The 18359-nt window shown below is 42.8% G+C and carries 20 protein-coding genes; 19 read left to right on the top strand and 1 reads right to left on the bottom strand.

Going from position 1 to position 18359, the window contains the following annotated elements; all coding sequences use genetic code 11:
* The first annotated feature begins 77 nt into the window (after positions 1–77).
* The 12 genes from narH (at position 78) to modA (ending at position 11084) form a co-directional block, all read left to right on the top strand.
* A complete protein-coding gene (gene narH, locus I3257_RS06935; RefSeq protein ID WP_238049215.1) occupies positions 78–1616 on the top strand; it encodes a nitrate reductase subunit beta in 1539 nt (512 codons plus the stop codon).
* Position 1617: 1 nt separating this feature from the next.
* A complete protein-coding gene (gene narJ / locus I3257_RS06930) occupies positions 1618–2472 on the top strand; it encodes a nitrate reductase molybdenum cofactor assembly chaperone (protein WP_238049214.1) in 855 nt (284 codons plus the stop codon).
* Positions 2473–2486: 14 nt separating this feature from the next.
* Positions 2487–3212, top strand: coding sequence for a respiratory nitrate reductase subunit gamma (gene narI, locus I3257_RS06925; protein ID WP_045447153.1), 726 nt, complete (start codon positions 2487–2489; stop codon positions 3210–3212).
* A gap of 143 nt (positions 3213–3355) precedes the next feature.
* Positions 3356–4408: a peptidylprolyl isomerase gene (locus I3257_RS06920; protein WP_238049213.1), complete on the top strand. Its 1053-nt coding sequence runs from the start codon at positions 3356–3358 to the stop codon at positions 4406–4408.
* Positions 4409–4552: 144 nt separating this feature from the next.
* Positions 4553–5848, top strand: coding sequence for a gephyrin-like molybdotransferase Glp (gene glp, locus I3257_RS06915; protein ID WP_238049212.1), 1296 nt, complete (start codon positions 4553–4555; stop codon positions 5846–5848).
* Between the two features lie 334 nt (positions 5849–6182).
* Complete coding sequence (moaA, locus tag I3257_RS06910) at positions 6183–7298, top strand: GTP 3',8-cyclase MoaA (RefSeq protein ID WP_238049211.1); 1116 nt, start codon at positions 6183–6185, stop codon at positions 7296–7298.
* Positions 7299–7364: 66 nt separating this feature from the next.
* Positions 7365–7895, top strand: a complete 531-nt coding sequence (gene moaB, locus I3257_RS06905) for a molybdenum cofactor biosynthesis protein B (protein WP_060491600.1) — start codon at positions 7365–7367, stop codon at positions 7893–7895.
* A 3-nt stretch (positions 7896–7898) separates the two neighbouring features.
* Positions 7899–8684, top strand: a complete 786-nt coding sequence (locus I3257_RS06900) for an NTP transferase domain-containing protein (RefSeq protein WP_238049210.1) — start codon at positions 7899–7901, stop codon at positions 8682–8684.
* Between the two features lie 58 nt (positions 8685–8742).
* Positions 8743–9261 carry a cyclic pyranopterin monophosphate synthase MoaC gene (moaC, locus tag I3257_RS06895; RefSeq protein ID WP_238049209.1) on the top strand — a complete coding sequence of 173 codons (519 nt, stop codon included), beginning with the start codon at positions 8743–8745 and terminating at the stop codon, positions 9259–9261.
* A gap of 52 nt (positions 9262–9313) precedes the next feature.
* Positions 9314–9604: a MoaD/ThiS family protein gene (locus tag I3257_RS06890; RefSeq protein WP_238049208.1), complete on the top strand. Its 291-nt coding sequence runs from the start codon at positions 9314–9316 to the stop codon at positions 9602–9604.
* A gap of 59 nt (positions 9605–9663) precedes the next feature.
* On the top strand, positions 9664–10155 hold the full coding sequence (locus tag I3257_RS06885) for a molybdenum cofactor biosynthesis protein MoaE (RefSeq protein WP_238049207.1): 492 nt from the start codon (positions 9664–9666) through the stop codon (positions 10153–10155).
* 83 nt (positions 10156–10238) lie between these two features.
* On the top strand, positions 10239–11084 hold the full coding sequence (modA, locus tag I3257_RS06880) for a molybdate ABC transporter substrate-binding protein (protein ID WP_238049206.1): 846 nt from the start codon (positions 10239–10241) through the stop codon (positions 11082–11084).
* 24 nt (positions 11085–11108) lie between these two features.
* On the opposite strand, the gene I3257_RS06875 is transcribed toward modA, so the two are convergent.
* Positions 11109–11588, bottom strand: a complete 480-nt coding sequence (locus tag I3257_RS06875) for a hemerythrin domain-containing protein (RefSeq protein ID WP_238049205.1) — start codon at positions 11586–11588, stop codon at positions 11109–11111.
* Positions 11589–11651: 63 nt separating this feature from the next.
* Between I3257_RS06875 and I3257_RS06870 the strand changes: the two genes are divergently transcribed.
* The 7 genes from I3257_RS06870 to I3257_RS06840 all read left to right on the top strand — a co-directional run bounded on the left by I3257_RS06870 (position 11652) and on the right by I3257_RS06840 (position 18307).
* Complete coding sequence (locus tag I3257_RS06870; RefSeq protein WP_238049204.1) at positions 11652–12092, top strand: CopD family protein; 441 nt, start codon at positions 11652–11654, stop codon at positions 12090–12092.
* 131 nt (positions 12093–12223) lie between these two features.
* Positions 12224–13945 (top strand): phosphoethanolamine--lipid A transferase, encoded by a 1722-nt coding sequence (locus I3257_RS06865; protein ID WP_238049203.1) that lies wholly within the window; start codon positions 12224–12226, stop codon positions 13943–13945.
* A gap of 40 nt (positions 13946–13985) precedes the next feature.
* On the top strand, positions 13986–14672 hold the full coding sequence (locus tag I3257_RS06860) for a response regulator transcription factor (protein ID WP_238049202.1): 687 nt from the start codon (positions 13986–13988) through the stop codon (positions 14670–14672).
* Positions 14673–14756: 84 nt separating this feature from the next.
* Positions 14757–16103, top strand: a complete 1347-nt coding sequence (locus I3257_RS06855; protein WP_238049201.1) for a HAMP domain-containing sensor histidine kinase — start codon at positions 14757–14759, stop codon at positions 16101–16103.
* 141 nt (positions 16104–16244) lie between these two features.
* Entirely contained in the window at positions 16245–16718 is a 474-nt protein-coding gene (locus tag I3257_RS06850; protein ID WP_238049200.1) for a diacylglycerol kinase, read from the top strand.
* Complete coding sequence (locus tag I3257_RS06845; protein WP_238049199.1) at positions 16715–17506, top strand: PAP2 family lipid A phosphatase; 792 nt, start codon at positions 16715–16717, stop codon at positions 17504–17506. The genes I3257_RS06850 and I3257_RS06845 overlap by 4 nt, the downstream gene beginning before the upstream one ends.
* 174 nt (positions 17507–17680) lie before the next feature.
* On the top strand, positions 17681–18307 hold the full coding sequence (locus I3257_RS06840; RefSeq protein ID WP_238049198.1) for a YceI family protein: 627 nt from the start codon (positions 17681–17683) through the stop codon (positions 18305–18307).
* The last annotated feature ends 52 nt before the right edge of the window (positions 18308–18359 follow it).

The raw sequence follows: 18359 nt of genomic DNA, 5'->3' as shown, positions 1-18359 counted from the left end.
CGAAAAGATATCCTGATTTCAGGATATCTAGGAAGAACATAAAGCTGCTTTTTTACTATTATTTGGAGCACAGATCCATGAAAATTCGTTCGCAAGTCGGCATGGTGCTTAACCTTGATAAATGTATCGGTTGTCACACCTGCTCAGTCACCTGTAAAAACGTCTGGACCAGCCGTGAAGGTATGGAGTATGCGTGGTTTAACAACGTTGAATCAAAACCCGGTATCGGCTATCCCAAAGAGTGGGAGAACCAAACCAAATGGAAAGGCGGTTGGATACGCAATGCCAATGGCACTATCAATCCGCGTATCGGTGGTAAGTTCAGAGTACTCGCCAATATCTTTGCCAACCCTGACCTGCCAGAGATTGATGACTATTACGAGCCGTTTGATTTCGATTACCAGCATCTGCATACCGCACCTATCAGCAACCATCAACCTATCGCCCGCCCGCGCTCAGCCATTACTGGCAAGCGTATGCAAAAGATTGAATGGGGTCCTAACTGGGAAGAAATCCTCGGCTCAGAGTTTGAAAAACGTCGCAAAGATAAGAACTTTGACAATATTCAAGCGGAGATTTATGGCGAATACGAAAACACCTTTATGATGTATTTGCCGCGTCTGTGCGAGCATTGCTTGAACCCAACTTGCGTGGCGTCATGCCCAAGTGGCGCGATTTATAAGCGTGAAGAAGACGGCATTGTCTTGATTGACCAAGAAAAATGTCGCGGCTGGCGCATGTGTATCTCAGGCTGCCCGTATAAAAAGATTTACTACAACTGGAAGTCGGGGAAATCTGAAAAATGCATCTTCTGTTATCCACGTATCGAAGCCGGCTTACCGACCGTTTGTTCAGAAACCTGTGTTGGTCGTATCCGCTACTTGGGCGTACTGCTTTATGATGCTGACAAAATCGCTGAAGCAGCAAGCACACCTAACGAGCAAGACCTTTATCAAGCACAGTTAGACGTATTTTTAGATCCAAATGACCCTGCTGTTATCGCCCAAGCATTAAAAGACGGTGTACCGCAATCGGTCATTGATTCAGCGCAGCGCTCACCAGTTTATAAGCTGGCGATGGATTGGAAACTTGCGCTACCGCTACACCCTGAATACCGCACGCTACCGATGGTTTGGTATGTACCGCCATTATCACCGATTCAAAATGCTGCTGAAGCAGGCAAAGTCGGTATGGATGGTCTCATTCCAGATGTCGACAGTTTACGTATTCCACTGCGTTATTTAGCAAACATGCTTACCGCAGGCGATGAAGAGCCAGTTCGTCTAGCATTGAAGCGCCTACTTGCTATGCGGAGCTACAAGCGTATGCAATTGGTTGAAAAACAAGAAATCCAAAGTATTTTGGATGATGTGGGTTTGACCAAGCTGCAAGTGGAAGAAATGTATCGCTATCTCGCTATCGCTAACTACGAAGACCGCTTTGTAATTCCAACGGCGCATCGTGAAGAAGCATTGAGTGATGCATTCGCTGAGCGTAATGGTTGCGGATTCACCTTTGGCGAAGGCTGTTCAGGACATTCGGACAATAGCATGTTTGGACAACGCAAAACCAATCGCCGCGATTTCATCGATACTGTCCAAAAGTGGGAGTCATAAGATGCAAACTACTCAACTTAATAACAGCACTTCAGTGCATGAGCCAATTACCCAACCAACCATCGGCAACTCGGATTTGAAGCTACTCAAGGTACTCAGCCTACTTATCGACTATCCAAGTAATGAGCTGTTTTTAGGCGATACCTTAGCTGACTGCACAGAGATTGTCGCCAAATCAACGCTGATTAGCCCAGAAGTACGGACACAAATCATCGACTTGATTGAAGATTTAATCGATACCGGCTCTCTTGAGGCGCAAGCGCGTTATGACGGTCTGTTTGAGCGCGGGCGTTCTTTATCACTATGGTTGTTTGAGCATGTACATGGCGAATCGCGCGACCGTGGTCAAGCGATGGTCGATTTGATGGGTCAGTATCAAGAAGCGGGCTTTGAGATTAGCGTCAAAGAGCTGCCTGATTATCTGCCTTTGTATCTCGAATTTTTAGCGTATCAAGCAACCATTATCGAAGACGACATTCAAATTCGTATGGATATCGCTGATGTTAGCCATATCCTCGCTTTGCTTGCTGCCAGATTAGAGGGTCGCGGTAGCTTGTATAAAGGCTGCTTTAATGCGCTATTGCAAATCGCTGGTAAACCGCTCGATATCGTTGAAGAGTACCAAGAAAAAATCAGTAAAGAAAAGCGTGATGACAGCTTTGAGGCATTAGACAAAGAATGGGAAGAAGAAGTGGTGACGTTTTTAGATGCGCAACAAGAAGAGCGCTGCCCGTCACAAACAAGTACCCAAAATCTTGCAGCAAAAGCTGGTATAAAAAATGCCTCTGCTGCTAATGCGGTCGATGCTCCAGTGCACTGGGTAGATTTTAAAACCAACCAGCCGGTTAAATCATAATAAGGAGAAAGGACATGAATATCGCAGATCCTAGTGTGCAGTCTTTAGCCAACCTAAACTGGCTACAAATTTTCCTTTTTGGTGTTTATCCGTATGTGGCATTGACCATCGCTATTATTGGTACTTGGGTACGTTTTGATTTATCTCAGTATTCATGGAAGACAGGCTCGACGCAAATGCTCAGAAGCAAAAACATGCGCCTTGCCAGCAACTTATTCCACGTTGGCATTATCGTGGTGCTCCTCGGTCATTTATTTGGCATGTTGACACCGCATTTTCTTTATGACAGATTTATCAGCGCCGGACATAAGCAGATTTTAGCAGTGGTCGTTGGGGGTATCGCAGGGGTGTTTTGTTGGTTTGGCTTAGTCATGCTCATGTGGCGACGCTTTACCGATGACCGTATCTCAAACACCTCATCGTTCTCAGACAAGCTGGTACTGGTGCTGTTATTTATCCAGCTGAACTTGGGTCTACTGTCCATCTTTACGTCAGTGAAACATTTAGATGGCTATACCATGATGAATTTGGCAGGCTGGGCACAGGACATCACAATTTTAAGACCTTTGCAGGCAGCGGCGCGCATTGAGCAAACTGACTTAATTTATCAGCTGCACATGGCGCTAGGCATCACTCTGATCGCGATATTTCCGTTTACACGGCTTATTCATATCATTAGCGCACCAATTTGGTATTTCGGGCGTCGCTATCAAATTGTCAGACAAAAGAACTCCCAGTAAAGCTGTAGAGCAGTATCTAAATGGAACGGCATTTTTAACCCTATCCTCACCTAGATATTGCTCTTTCCCTTACCTTTAACGATGAATCAACACGCCCTATATTTTAGAATTTCTATTACCAGAATCCTTAGTGGAGCAAAGCCATGACTGTCAGTACCTACAATCCAGCCGACCATGCGACCAACCAAAACGCTCATGTGCACAGTGGTAATCATCACAGCCATGGTAATGATAATCACAGTCACAGTCATGCCGATCACACTCCTACTGGTCGCAGTGATGATATTCTTAGAGTAATGCCAACCTTGTCTGATTTGCAAAAACCGCATTCTGACCAAGAGTTCATCGAAAAAGCAATGGCGGAAGAGCGCAGCAACCATAAAAACCTGATTGCTTCTAGCCGTGATGAGCTGCCTTCAGTGACGGTCAATGGGGTGATGATAGATAGAACCAATATCGCTCAAGAGCTGCAATATCATCCAGCAGAAAACAAAGAAGACGCAGTATTTTTAGCGACGCAAGCGCTGGTTGTGCGCGAATTACTGAGATTGGCGGTTTTAGATGAGCCAAGCCTTGGTGAAGCGGCATGGGAAAACGACGAAGAGCAAGCTATTTCTACTTTAATAGACAAAAACGTTCAAGCAACGATGCCAGATATGGCAACCTGTGAGCGCTATTATAAGCAGAATATGACTGACTTTAAGACTGATCCCATCATGACTGTACGCCATATTTTATTGGCATGCCCGCCTGAAGATGGCGATGAGCGCTTAAAGCTTAAAAAGACCGCGTATGAGTTTATCGAACAAATCAAAAATAACGCCAATCCTGATGCCGAGTTTATCCAGTTGGCACGCCAGCATTCGGCTTGCCCTTCAAAAGAGCAAGGCGGCGAACTGGGTGTGATTAGCAAAGGTCAAACCGTACCAGAGTTTGAAGGTGTATTGTTTAAGCTCGATAAAGGACTTGCGCCAAGCCCTATCGAAAGCCGTTACGGTTTTCACATCGTTGAGGTGCTCAATAAGGAACCTGGCATACAGATGACTTATGAGCAAGTCAGCCCTGCGATCCATAATAAACTGAGCCAACAAGCCTTTCACCAATCATTATGCGATTACTTGTTTACCTTAGCGCATGAGGCTGATATCCAAGGTATCGAGATGACGCTTGAGCAAGAGAATATATTCCGCGGCTAAGCAGTCCACTGTCGGTCACTTAATTCTTATGTTATAAAGTAGCTGCTATGGTATAAAGGTTCTTGTGATACAATACCCTTTTTATGCTATGTGTCGTTCATTATCAATAACACAGTTCAATATTAATAAAATGAGTAGACGTTTATGATTACGGTTGCAGGACTTATCTCTGAAATACAGCAGCGCATAGAAACTTATAATACTAACGACTATTCGCTACATAAAAGAGCGGTCGCGTGCTACGACTTATTAGACAGCCGTCATCATATATTGGCAGAAGATATTGTCTCGCCTTTTGCCATACCAAGACAAAATCTATCGGCGATGGATGGTTATGCGATCGCTAAAGACAGCATACTCTCAGCAGACAGTACGATTGATATTGTGGGTGAATCACAAGCAGGCAGTCCTTATAGTGGTGAAATTTCAGCAGGACAAGGGGTGCGTATTTTTACCGGTGCGGTCGTTCCTGACAGCTGTGATACGGTCATCATGCAAGAAAATACCAACTTTGCCGCCATAAAAGACCGCATTGATAAATCACAGCCTTATGCTATTACCCTCAGTCAAGACGCTAAGCATGATGACAATATCCGTAAACAAGGCGAAGAAATTGAAGCTGGCGAAGCGGTTTTATTAAAGGGTAAGCGCTTAAATCCTGCTGATATTAGCTTATTGGCGAATTTGGGCTTTGGTCAAGTGACGGTATATCAGCCTTTAACCGTTGGTGTACTCGCAACAGGCGATGAGCTAGTTGCCATTGGCAATGAGCTGACCAGCTTGGCGCAAATCTATAACTCTAACACGCCTACCCTAAAAAGCTTGCTCTCTGACTTGCCCATCACTATTCGAGATTATGGCATCATTGCTGATGATTTAGATAAAACCACCACCGCCGTAACCCAAGCGATGCAAGAGTGCGACGTCCTTATCTCCACGGCTGGGGTATCGGTTGGCGACTATGATTTTTTAACCACCGTCATTGGGCAGCTTGGGCAGATTAACCACTATAAAGTGGCGATGAAGCCCGGTAAGCCATTTGTCTTTGGCGAGCTAACTAAAGATCTTGCCAAGCCCGTGCTATATTTTGGCTTACCCGGCAATCCGCTATCGACCATCGTTGGTAGTCTGCAATTTGTGATCCCAGCCTTGTGGCAAATGGCAGGCGCTGCGCCACAAGAGCGACCTATGCAGTTAAGTCTCACTGCAACACTTAAAAATGATATCAAAAAATCAGCAGGACGGATGGATTTTCAAAGAGGCATATTATCCCAAAACGAACTTGGCGATTTCCAAGTTGAAAGCTTTACCAAGCAACAATCACACCGTATCAAACAACTAAGCCACGCCAATTGCTTTATTGTACTAGCACAAGATTCTGGCAATATAGCCGCTGGTGAAACCGTAAAAGTGCAGCCTTTCCCTTGGTTGCATTACTAAATAATCGCTAAACAACAGCTAAATAATTGAATCATTAATAACAGTATAGCTAAAAAGCTGCCTGGCTAATCAAGGGTATAAAGCGTTACACAGTTAATCATTCTTTATACTGTTGATTAGCCATGAATCATGAGAAACTGCTTGGGGCGTATGTTGATTTTAAAAATCACAACCAAGTAGCATCTACTACTTTAGTGGTAGTTTTTGGGTCACTTACGGTGAATGGTTATTTGCTAGCAAGCTGTCATAATCGTGTTTAAATAGAACTTCCCACTCACAACCTGAGGCAACGCCTAAAAGTACACACTATACTTAATATTAATGGTAATCATCTATGAACCATCTTGCCCCTACCCTAGGTAATGCGCAATTGTATTCGCCTGCCGCTGCACCCGTTATTTTTGATGGTGACTCATCATCGAACGTTGCAACGAAAGCTGCTAGCACGTCGACGTATTTTCCGGTCACGCTCTCTCAACCATTAACCGATGGTTTCGCACGACGTCTCACCTATTTGCGTCTATCGATTACTGATTTCTGTAATTTTCGCTGTGAATATTGTCTGCCAGATGGCTATCAAGGCAAACCACCACAAAATGAGCTTAGCGTTACTGAAATTGCCACGTTAATCCGCGGATTTGCCGAAGTTGGTACTAAAAAAGTCAGGATTACAGGCGGTGAACCCTCTATACGCCGTGATGTGGTAGATATTATTAAAACCATCAAAAACACCAAAGGCATTGAAACCGTTGCCATGACCAGTAATGGTTATAAACTTGGTAAGCACTTAGCCAGCTGGCAAGCGGCTGGACTGAATCAGCTCAATATCAGTATGGACAGCTTTGATGCCGCAACCTTCCATAAAATGACTGGCTTTGATATGTTGCCGCAGCTCTTGGCTGATATGGATACTTTGCTTGCGACCACAGATATTAAGCTAAAAATAAACAGTATTTTAATGGCTGAAACCGCCTTTGAGAATCTGATGAATGCTATCGAATATATCAAAGATAGAGCTGTTACTTATCGCTTTATTGAATTTATGCAGACCAGTGATAATAGCGATTTATTTTTTGCACAGCATGCACAGTCCGATATTATTACCAATTACTTATTAAAAAATGGCTGGCGAACTCATATACGTGGCAGCAACGATGGACCAGCGATAGAATACAGCCATCCAGATTATCAGGGGCGTATCGGTATGATTGCCCCTTACGCTGCTCATTTTTGTGATAGCTGCAATCGCTTACGGGTCAGTAGTCAAGGCAAGGTTCATTTGTGCTTGTTTGACCAAGGTAATTACGATATTCGTCAGCATCTAGCACACGATGATGTCACAGGACTCGTTAATACCCTGCACAGCTTTATGCCGATTAAACCTGAGCATCATCATCTTCACGAATCAAACAGCGGCATGATGAATAATTTGTCGATGATTGGTGGATAAAATCAATAATGTATCAATAATAAAAACTTCTATTTCCATAACAAGCGTATTTATTAAGGATTATTCATGAGTAAGCTGCAAGCACCCTTTACCCCGCTTAATATCGCCATCTTGACGGTTTCTGATAGTCGTACTCTTGCAGAAGATACCTCAGGGCAGTATTTGGTTGACCAACTGACCACAGCAGGTCATCAGCTGGCTGATCGTCAGCTGATTATTGATGATATTTATAAAATCAGAGCCGTCATCAGTGGCTGGATTGCCGACCCAAATGTGCACGCTATTATCACCACTGGCGGTACTGGCTTTTATATTCGCGACAGCATGCCAGAAGCGGTCGGCGTATTATTTGATAAATCGGTTGATGGCTTTGGTGAGATGTTCCGCTTAATCTCAAAAGACGATATAGGCATGTCTACCATCCAATCTCGCGCCGTAGCTGGTATGGCAAATGGTACAGGCATTTTTTGCTTACCCGGCTCATCAGGCGCTTGCCGCACTGCTTGGGAAGGTATCTTACAAGAGCAGCTCGATAGTCGCACACGCCCCTGTAATTTTGTGCCGCACTTTATGCGCACCAACCCAGGTCATGATTAATTGATGGTTGAAGTTGCGGATAGCTTAATAAAAATAGATAAATGCAATCGCTTAGCAGGTATCGTAATTTTGGCGGGCGGTGCGTCCAAACGTATGGGAACGCCAAAAGCTGAGTTGATACTCCCGACAGGCGAGTGTTTGCTTGATTATCATGTTAGACAAGCGCTTGAATTGAGTGCTGCATTGACAAGCAACTTACCTATTATGATTGCGGATAATGGGCGTGGTTTTAGCATCACTCCAGATTTGCTTAAGAAAAACCCACAATCGCCAGTCTTTCATATTAATGATTATCTATCTGCTAACGCTCTTTCTAGCAAAAATATATCTGGCAAAAATATTTCTAATAAAGATGATAAATCGATTGAAACCGGCGGCGCGTTGGTAGCGATTGAGTCAGCGTTGCAAGCATTAAAGAGTTTGGCAAGTTCAAACCAATTAACAAAAGAAGCAAGCTGGCAGCAATCTTGGTTGATGGTTATCAGCTGTGACAGCTTAATTCCTGTCACTGATTTATGGCAAAAACTGCAACCTTATATGACGAAAAATCCTGATAAAACTGTTATTTGCCTAACAGATGACAGTAATTTATATCCATTGTTAGGTTTATATCGTTTAAGTATTGAACCTAATTTGAAGGATTATATTGACGATAGACAGCGGCAAGTGATGAAGTTTATTAAGCCGCTTGTGCAGCCTGTCCCTTTCGCAAGAGATTGGCAGTATTTGACCAATTTCAATACGCCTAAAGATTTTGAGCATGCCTGTTTAGCTTTAAACGACTTATAAAAAGGTTTATTGAGAGAAACTAGCTTTCAGAAAAACTGACCATTTAAGAGAAATGAAAATGAATAGCGACCAAGTAAACAACAATAATAAAAACAATCAATCTGGCTTATCCCATTTAGACAGCGACGGTGATATCACCATGGTCGATGTGAGTGGCAAAACGGCTAGCACCAGAGAAGCTTGTGCATTTGGACAAGTGGTTTTTCCCGCGGACATTTATACGCAAATCAAAGCCGCTGACGGCATGACAAAAAAAGGCAGCATCACTCAGACTGCTCATATTGCCGGTATCATGGCAGCTAAACGCACCCACGACTTGATTCCACTTTGCCATCCTCTGCCCTTAGATAAAATTAGCTTAAGCTTTGCATACGATGATGCAAACCATAGCATTACTGTGACTGCCACGGTTAAAGTTACTCATAAAACTGGGGTAGAAATGGAAGCATTAACCGCTGTCAGTGTCGCTTGCTTGACCATTTACGATATGACCAAAGCGATCTCGCATGACATTGTGATTGATAATATTCATTTGATGAAAAAAACCGGTGGTAAGTCCGACTATCAACATACCTGAAAGTAATTTGAAAACTATAAAGTTAAGCAGTTCATAAATAAGGAAGATTGCTATGAGCACTTTAATAGAAAGCAATACAAATTCTAAGCTAGACACCACGATGAATATTAACGTCTTATATTTCGCTAGCTTAGCTGATGAAGCCAATTGTCATGAAGAAACAGTCACTGTGCCACAGTCAACTTCATTGACCGAACTGTATGAACAGCTACGCCAAAAGCATCGCTTTAGTCGTCCGCAGTCGGAGCTACGCGTGGCAGTCAATGACTATTTTACCAAGTGGACAGATGAGATTTATGAGGGTGATAGTGTGGTTTTTATCACCCCAGTGGCTGGTGGTTAAAACTATTTACCTATCATTTGTATCACTAAGAATCTTAAAAATAATAAGAGAAAATGGTTATGACAGACAATGTACACGGTCAATCGATGAGCATTAAACGTACCATTGATGAGGCGTACCTCATCGCTGAAAGTGATGGTTTTGCACTGTTAGATACCGATATTGATGAAAGTCGGCTTAAAAGCACCCTTGATGATGACAGCTGCGGCGCGTTTGTCTGCTTTGAAGGGCGGGTACGCAATCACAATAATGCCAGTAGCGTCAATCGTTTGACCTATTATGGTTATGAAGACCTTGCCATCAATCAAGGTCGCGCCATTATTGAAGAAGCCAAAAAGCGCTTTGAGATTACCCATGCCATTGCCATTCATCGTATCGGTGCATTAGAGATTGGTGATGTCGCTATTTGGGTTGGCGTCGTCTCAGCGCATCGCTATCCTGCCTTTGATGCTTGTCGCTGGATATTAGATACTATTAAAGCCGACATTCCAGTTTGGAAGCAAGAATATTACCAAGACGATTCCTCTAAATGGCTTAGTAATAATGGGTAATAATGGCTACTCAAAGCGATAGCTAACCTTTAACAATAACAGTGAGCGACACTGGCGAGCAATAATAAGAAGGTTTTATAATAATGATTAAACTAATAACAATATCATCAGCTTGCTTAGCGTTAACGCTCACCGCTTGTAGCAAAGAGCAAACCGCTGAGCTTGTTCAATCGGACGCCAACAATGCCACTGAGCAAAGTCAAACACTGCGCATCGCAGCGGCTGCCAACTTATCAGATGTATTGCCTGAGATTATTGCGGGTTATAAAATGGATAAGAATTTGCCTGCACAAGCGATTGACGTGACTTATGCCTCTTCAGGTAAGTTATATGCGCAGATTACCTCTGGCGCACCTTACGATATATTTTTATCCGCCAATCAAGAATTCCCTGCCAAGCTTGCCAAAGAAAAACTAGATAACGTAAAATCTGCTGACGAAGCAACCCACGAGCCCTTTACTTATACCCAAGGTCAGCTGGCACTTTATAGTGTTAACAAGTCCCTTAAAGGACTCAATCCTACTACCTTAAATGCATTATTGATGTCGGAGTCTGATAGCAAAATCACCATTGCCAATCCAGAACTCGCCCCTTATGGTAAGTCGGCGCAAGCGTACCTGCAATCGCAAAATATCTTTGACACGCTCACTGAGCAAAGTCGCATTATTCAAGCTGAAAATATCGGGCAAGCGTTTCAATATGCGCACACTGGTAATGTCGATTATGGCTTTGTCGCTCAATCACAACTGACAGCGATTAAAGCCACGCCTGAGCAGTTCTATACGTTAGCGCCAGACGCTTATCCCCCTATTTTGCAAGACGGGTTGGTGATTAGTGACACTACTGCCGCGACCGATTTTTCAAACTATCTACGCTCACCTACTGGACAGCAGTATTTTTCTGACGCAGGTTATCTCGCTATAGAGTAAGACAACTTTGATAAAAAATGCGCTTTAGCGGTTCTCATCTGAGCGTTTGATACTGTCTGGGCTGGCATCATAAATAGCCTCTAATTCTTCTGTTGTCAGATAGCGCTCAACGATAGGAAACAATTCTCGTTCTTCAAAACGAATATGATCGTATAGCAAGGTGGCGAGTTTTTTGACTTGTCCAACGGTGACGTGATTGCTTTGAGAGTGCGGAAAATCTTGAACCTCTGCCATGAGTGCATGCAGGGACTTGTGCTGCGCATTAAGTGTATTCAGTACCGATGCCACCTCAGGTTTGGAGCTGATATGAGGCTGTAAGGCATGAGCCATTAGATTGTCTTCAATCTGAAAATGCTGTTGCATCTCGTTAATATAAGACGTGATATTTAGCCAATGCTCGGCAATTGCGTTAGGTTCATCAGCACACTCTTTAGCATGGCGAGATAGATTTAGACCTAGATGATGTTGACGAGATAATGGTTGTAATTGTGCGACGCGTTTCATGATTAAGTACCTCAGTTAATCGACATAAAGCCCTATGTCAGTGGCATTTAAGGATTGTTATCTATGCTTAACTATATACTCATACTACACTTGTTAGGCGCTACTGTCTGGACAGGTGGGCATCTGATTTTGACCTTGGTGGTATTACCAAAAGCACTATCATCCCGAAATATTGATGGTCTGATGCAATTTGAGCAGCTGTTTGAGAGGGTTGGGATGCCGGCTTTGGTGCTGCAAATAATCACTGGTCTTTGGATGGCCTACCAGCTATTACCCAACATTGCTGCATGGTTTAAACTTGATAATGATTTTAGTATTCTTATTAGTCTCAAGTTACTATTATTGCTAATGACTGTTCTGATTGCCTTGCACGCTCGTTTCTATCGAATACCCAGATTGTCTGTTCAGACCCTGAAAGGATTTTCAATCAATATCATATTGGTCACTTTGTTTTCTGTCGCCTTTGTTGTCGTTGGTACGCTCTTTCGCACAGGATTAAATTAGGATGTGTCATCTTTTAGGTTGTTGGTATGTCCTAATATCTTATTGAATTCAACTACCTTAACATCTTCTTAACAGCGTACTTGTTACTGTAAGGCATTACACTCCTTACCATCCTGTTGAGAAGTACTTGTATGTCAATATCTCAAGCCGCCAAAATCGCTGCGCCCAAAGCCAATAAAAAAAGCCGCTCCCTAAGCAAGCTCTATAATCGCGAGATTAATCTCAATCATCTGATCATAGTTGTTGCTCTGTACTTAGTAGCGACGGCGAATATTGGCTTTTTTGAGCAAGTACTCAGCGTTTATCCATTTAGCACAAACACGGGCTTTATTTTTTCCATCACAGGCTTATTATTTGGGCTGATGTGGTTGGTGTTGTCACTGCTGTGTTATCGCTCAACGGCAAAAGTAGTGCTTATCATAATGGTGCTGATTGCAGCTATCTGTGGTTACTTTACCGACGCCTACGGGACGATATTTAATCGTGATATGCTCATTAACGGCTTACAAACCGATCAAGCAGAAGCCATGGGATTAATGGCGCCCAGTCTATTTATTCGCCTGTTTTTACTAGGTATAGTGCCTGCTTTTATGATTGGTAACATTCGTCTAAAGCGATTGTCTTGGCAACAAGCAACCCTTCAAAAATCAGTCACCCTATTATTATCTATCGTATTGATAGCGGTGTGTCTGATGCCATTTGGTGATCAATACGCCAGCTTTTTTCGCCAGCACAAAATAGTCCGTAGTTATGTCAATCCTATTACCCCTGTTTACTCTGTTATCAAACTGGGTACTGATTATATCGCTGAGCGCCGTCGTCCCGATACGCTAATTCCTCATGGCACAGATGCAAAACGCAGTATTACTTTTAACACTAGCAACACTAGCAACAGCGCTGTAAAACCTAAGTTGATGGTATTTGTAGTAGGAGAAACCGTTCGCGCTGACCATATTGGCTTGAACGGTTATGCGCGCAACACCACACCTTTGCTTTCAAAACAATCAGACATCTACAGCTTTAAAGACGCCTCGTCATGCGGCACATCTACCGCCTATTCAGTACCCTGCATGTTTAGCTACGCCAATAGAGAAAATTATGACCCTGATAGCGCTAGCTATAATGAAAACGTGCTCGATACACTACACAAGCAAGGCGTCAATGTCGTTTGGCGAGACAATAACTCTAGCGCCAAAGGGGTGGCTGACCGCGTAACTTTTGAGGATTATAAAACAGCCGCGCTCAATCCAGATTGTGATATTGAGTGTCGAGACATAGGCATGCTTGATGGTTTTGATAAACTGGTTAAGTCAGGCAGCTCACAGAAAGAGACACCTAAAGACACACTTATTTTGCTGCATCAAATGGGCAATCATGGACCCGCCTATTTTAAGCGTTACCCTAAAAATTTTGCAGAATATCAGCCGGTCTGTATGACCAATGAGCTATCGAAATGCGACAGCCAATCGGTTATCAATGGTTATGACAATGCCATTCGTTATACAGATTATTTTTTAAATAGCGTGATCGACACCTTAAAACCCTATGAGCAAGATTATGAGGTGGTGATGGTATATATTAGTGATCATGGAGAAAGTTTGGGCGAAAACAATATTTACTTGCATGGTCTGCCATACGCTATTGCGCCAAATGCACAAAAGCACGTGCCAGTGATTATTTGGTCACCGACTGGCAACGGCATTGATAGCAGCACTATTGCTAAGAGTAGCCTAACTAACATGATTGATCAGCCCGTATCACATGATTTTATTACGCCAACCTTGCTTCAGTTTTTTGGTATCACCACTGACGAAACCAAAGCAGCACCCACCTTTTTTAAAGTGGCTAATTGAATTCTTTATCATCGCTCTGCCTTTTTAGGTAATAATACTCATGTACAAGATACTAATCATTGAAGACAATCCCGATATCGTCGCCAATATTTATGCTTTTTTTGAGCCGAAAGGCTTTGAGCTAGACAATGCCCATAATGGCATTAGTGGCTTAACGCTCGCATCGAATAATCGATATGACGTCATCTTGTTAGATGTCATGCTGCCGGGTATGCATGGCACTAAACTGTGCAAAAAGCTCAGGGAAGAGCTACATGACAAAACGCCAGTATTGATGCTGACCGCTCGCGATACGATTTTAGATAAAGTGGCAGGATTCGATAGTGGCGCTGACGATTATCTGGTTAAGCCTTTCTCATTGGCGGAATTAGAATCTCGTATTAAGGCTCTCATACGCCGACATAAAGACGATCATTTTGAGCATGGTTTAACCGTTGGCACATTGTCTTTAAATCATAGTGAGCATACGATTACACGTGAAGGTAAGTCGCTAAAACTCACACCCACAGGCTTCAAAATACTACATACCTTGATGAGTGCGGCGCCGCGCGTGGTTAGCAAAACCGAGCTAGAAGAAAAGGTGTGGGGCGATGACATACCAAGCAGTGATGCACTGCGCACTCACATGCATGGGGTCCGTGCGCAGGTAGATAAGCCGTTCGATAAAATCATGATAGTCACGTTGCCCGGTGTCGGTTATCAAATTATTGATCCTGATAAAGCCTAAAAAATCATCGGCTGATGTCCTTATTTGACTTTCAACGTCTTTCACAACGTCTTTCATATCGTCTTTCACAACGAAGTAAATATCATGTTTAATATCGACTCCATCGCCAATAAGTTTCGACTCTCCTACTTGTTATTTGCCCTATTACTGTGTGCCACTTTCGTCAGTATTTTCATGTATGCCGAAGTCAGAATGGAGCAACAGCTGGTCAAAGCTCGCTTATTGCAACAGTTAGAGCTTAGCCAAGAAAAAGAAGGCGATCAGCCTATTTATACCGCTGAACCGGGTATTAAGATTTATCGCTTCGATAACGCACCGAGCAATCTGCAAAAACTGGCCACCCAAACCGTACAAGAGATGCCCGTCACTGTCACCACTAAAAATGGTCAATCGACAACAGAGTTACATTTTTTTAATTATAAAAAAGACAAAGAAAACTACATTTTAACTTACTTAGAAAACACTAAAATGGTGATGGGGAACTACCCTGTTTTGGCCATATTTGAGCATTTAGAAGACATATTTGCCAACGCCTTAAAAGTAGCAGTCATTTTGAGCTTATTGATTGCAGCGATATTTTCATCGCTGTCCTCCAAGCAAATCATTAAGCCTTTATTAGACTTAAAGCAAGCCGTAGAAACAGATCATCGCAACTTGACGGAGTTGACGCATCTGCCCTCCGAGGTTGGCGTGTTAGCACGCGCAATCGATGAAAAAAACCACAAACTTGAGCAGTACCTCAAACGCGAGCAGCTATTTACTGGTGATGTCAGTCACGAGCTGCGCACGCCTTTGACGATTATCATGGGGGCATCAGAAGTATTGTCCTCACAACTAGAAAACGACCCTCACTTGAGCGCATTTGCCACTCGTATCAGTACGACCGCCAAAGAAACCTCGGAGATTATCAGCGCCTTATTATTGCTGTCTCGTGCTCCTGAAAAACTGGATGCACCGCCAACGTCTATCAATGACATCGCGTTAAATGAAGTACAGCGCTTAAATTACTTGCTTCGCCATAAGTCAGTCACTTGTAAAATAGTCGCAGAACAGCTGTATGTCGCACACGTACGACCTGAACTGCTAAAAATGGCACTGGGTAATTTGATAAAAAATGCGTTTCAGTACACCGATGAGGGTGAGGTCATCATCACTATCGATGCTGAAAAAATCACCGTCACTGATACTGGTCTAGGTATTCCTGAAGTGATGATGCCGCTGCTATACGAGAGATTTGAGCGTCTAGAGCAGCAGTATAAAGACATCTCATTGGATACAGAATCGTCATCGGCAGCTGACGCCCATTATCCAGTAGAAGGCACAGGCTTGGGACTCAGTATCGTACAGCGCATCATGACACATATGGGCTGGCAGCTTACCCATCAAGTCAATCCGTTAGGTGGCAGTACCTTTATCATCAATTATCATTAGAGAAGATCTTTATTTTAAAAAAGCTTAACGTTTTCTTAATGCCTGCCTGCTTATACTTAGGGCATGTTGAACATTCGACCATGGTTAAATGGTTAACATTTACCGCATACCTTGATATTAATAGACTGTGAAGCATTTGATATGAATAAAGCAAACCCTATTAATCTTGAAGACCAGTCGGCCAGTCGTGGGGCTTTAAGCCCAATAACAGGCAAAAAACAACTGCTACCTCATAGCTATGCCAGTGATGCCAAGGGTAAAACAGGATTTTACCGTATTATAAAAGCCGCTTATTACTCTCTAGATGGCTTCAAAGCAGCTTACAAATTTGAGGCGGCTTTTCGACAAGTATTTTGGCTCAATCTCATATTATCCATGGCTATTATATTGTGCCCTTTCACTATCAGCGTCAAAATGCTGCTGGTCGTCGCTTCTTTCGTATCATTAATCGTCGAACTCATTAACACTGGAATCGAAGCCAGTGTCGATCACACATCGACCGCCAAGCATCCACTGGCAAAGATAGCCAAAGATGTTGGCTCTGCGGCACAATTTTTGGCATTACTACTGCTATTTATCTTGTGGATGATGGCATTATTGAGTGTTGTATTTTGAAAACATATTCAGCCAATGGAGTCTGGCTTAAACTCCTATGCTTGACCATCATAGCGACACTGCTGTTTGAGCACAGCCAATTAGACATTCATATTAGTGAGCTTTTTTACACTAATGGACACTGGCTACTAGAAAAAGGCACACAACCTTTTGCCTTTATTTTTTATGACTTACCTAAATTGCTACTCATCTTGCTTGGCATTTATCTCATAGCCGTTCTAATTCTGAGACATAAACAGGATTCAGATATCAATCTGGTAATAAAAAATGCTAAGTACGATAAACGGCTCACGCCTTTATCCACGCGTGAAATAAGTTATCTACTGCTTGTTTTAATTGCCGTTCCCAGTATGATTGCGCTACTCAAAGGTGTGACTCATGTCAGTTGCCCCAATCATTTAATACTGTTTGGTGGCGACTTGCCTTATCTAAACGTTTGGCAAAATATAGTCGCTAACACGCCTGCCAAGTGCTTCCCAGCGGCTCATGCCAGTGCCGGATTTTCTCTATATGGCTTGGCATTTTTGCCCACTCTCCATCAGTATCGCTATAGAATATTTGAAATAGTCACGGTCGTAGGATGGACGATGGGATTGTATAAGATGCTGTTTGGTGATCACTTTTTTAGTCATACATTAGTATCGATGCTTCTGTCATTGACCATAACCTGCGCACTTGCAACGCTATTTTTTAAATACCCAGCAGCGAATAAAGCCAACAGTATCAATGCTAATGGCAAAAAATCTGATACGGCAAGCTTTCAAAAATCGTCGAAAACCCAATCTTAACTGTTGAATAATAGCCAAATTAATAATGATAGTCTTATAAAAATAAAGCTACTAAGTATTTGATAAATAATGTATAAATAGTCATTGTTGCCTGACTTAACATTGAGTAACAGCATGGATTGCGCTCGTCGACGACGTTCTTTATTTATCAATAGCCCGCAAAGGAATGTAGCTATGAGCATCCTATCTTTTATTCTAAAAAAATCAAATATCTACCCTTTACTGACATTGGCATTAACACTACCATTACTAATAATAAGCGCTGCACATAGCAGTCATGCCGCCAGTTATACCATCAATCCTGCTGGCACCCATGTGCGCTTTGCCATTGAACGCTTCCAATCCCCTGCCACTGCGGGCGGCTTTTATAATGTCCAAGGTCAACTGCAATATGACTCAAGCTTACAAACTGGCAATATCTCCTTGGTCATTCCGATCAGCTCTCTAAATACGGGAAATAAAGCATTTAATCAGACTTTGACAGGCCCTAGCTTCTTTGATATGCAGCGCTTTCCATTGGCACGTTTTGATTCTAACAAATGGTATTTTAGCCAAGACAAATCACGCCCAATGGTCACAAAAGTAGACGGTCATCTAACGCTGCATGGCGAAACCCATCCTATTAGCTTAACAGCGACTAAGTTTGACTGTTATCTACACCCTACGCTCAAAAAAGATATTTGTGGTGGGGATTTTACGGCGATGATTGATCGCACCAAATGGAATATCGATAAATATGCGTGGTTTGGCGTCACTAAAAACCTTCATTTAAACATTCAGGTCGAGGCAACCAAACAGTAGCAGTCCTTATCAGCGTTAATTTTATGACATTGATTTTTATAGCACTGCTTTT

This window comes from Psychrobacter sp. Ps7, assembly GCF_022129225.1.
GTDB classification, from domain to species: Bacteria; Pseudomonadota; Gammaproteobacteria; order Pseudomonadales; family Moraxellaceae; genus Psychrobacter; species Psychrobacter immobilis_A.
Note: the sequence above shows the minus strand (reverse complement) of the source record. Positions and strands in the feature narration are given on the sequence as shown.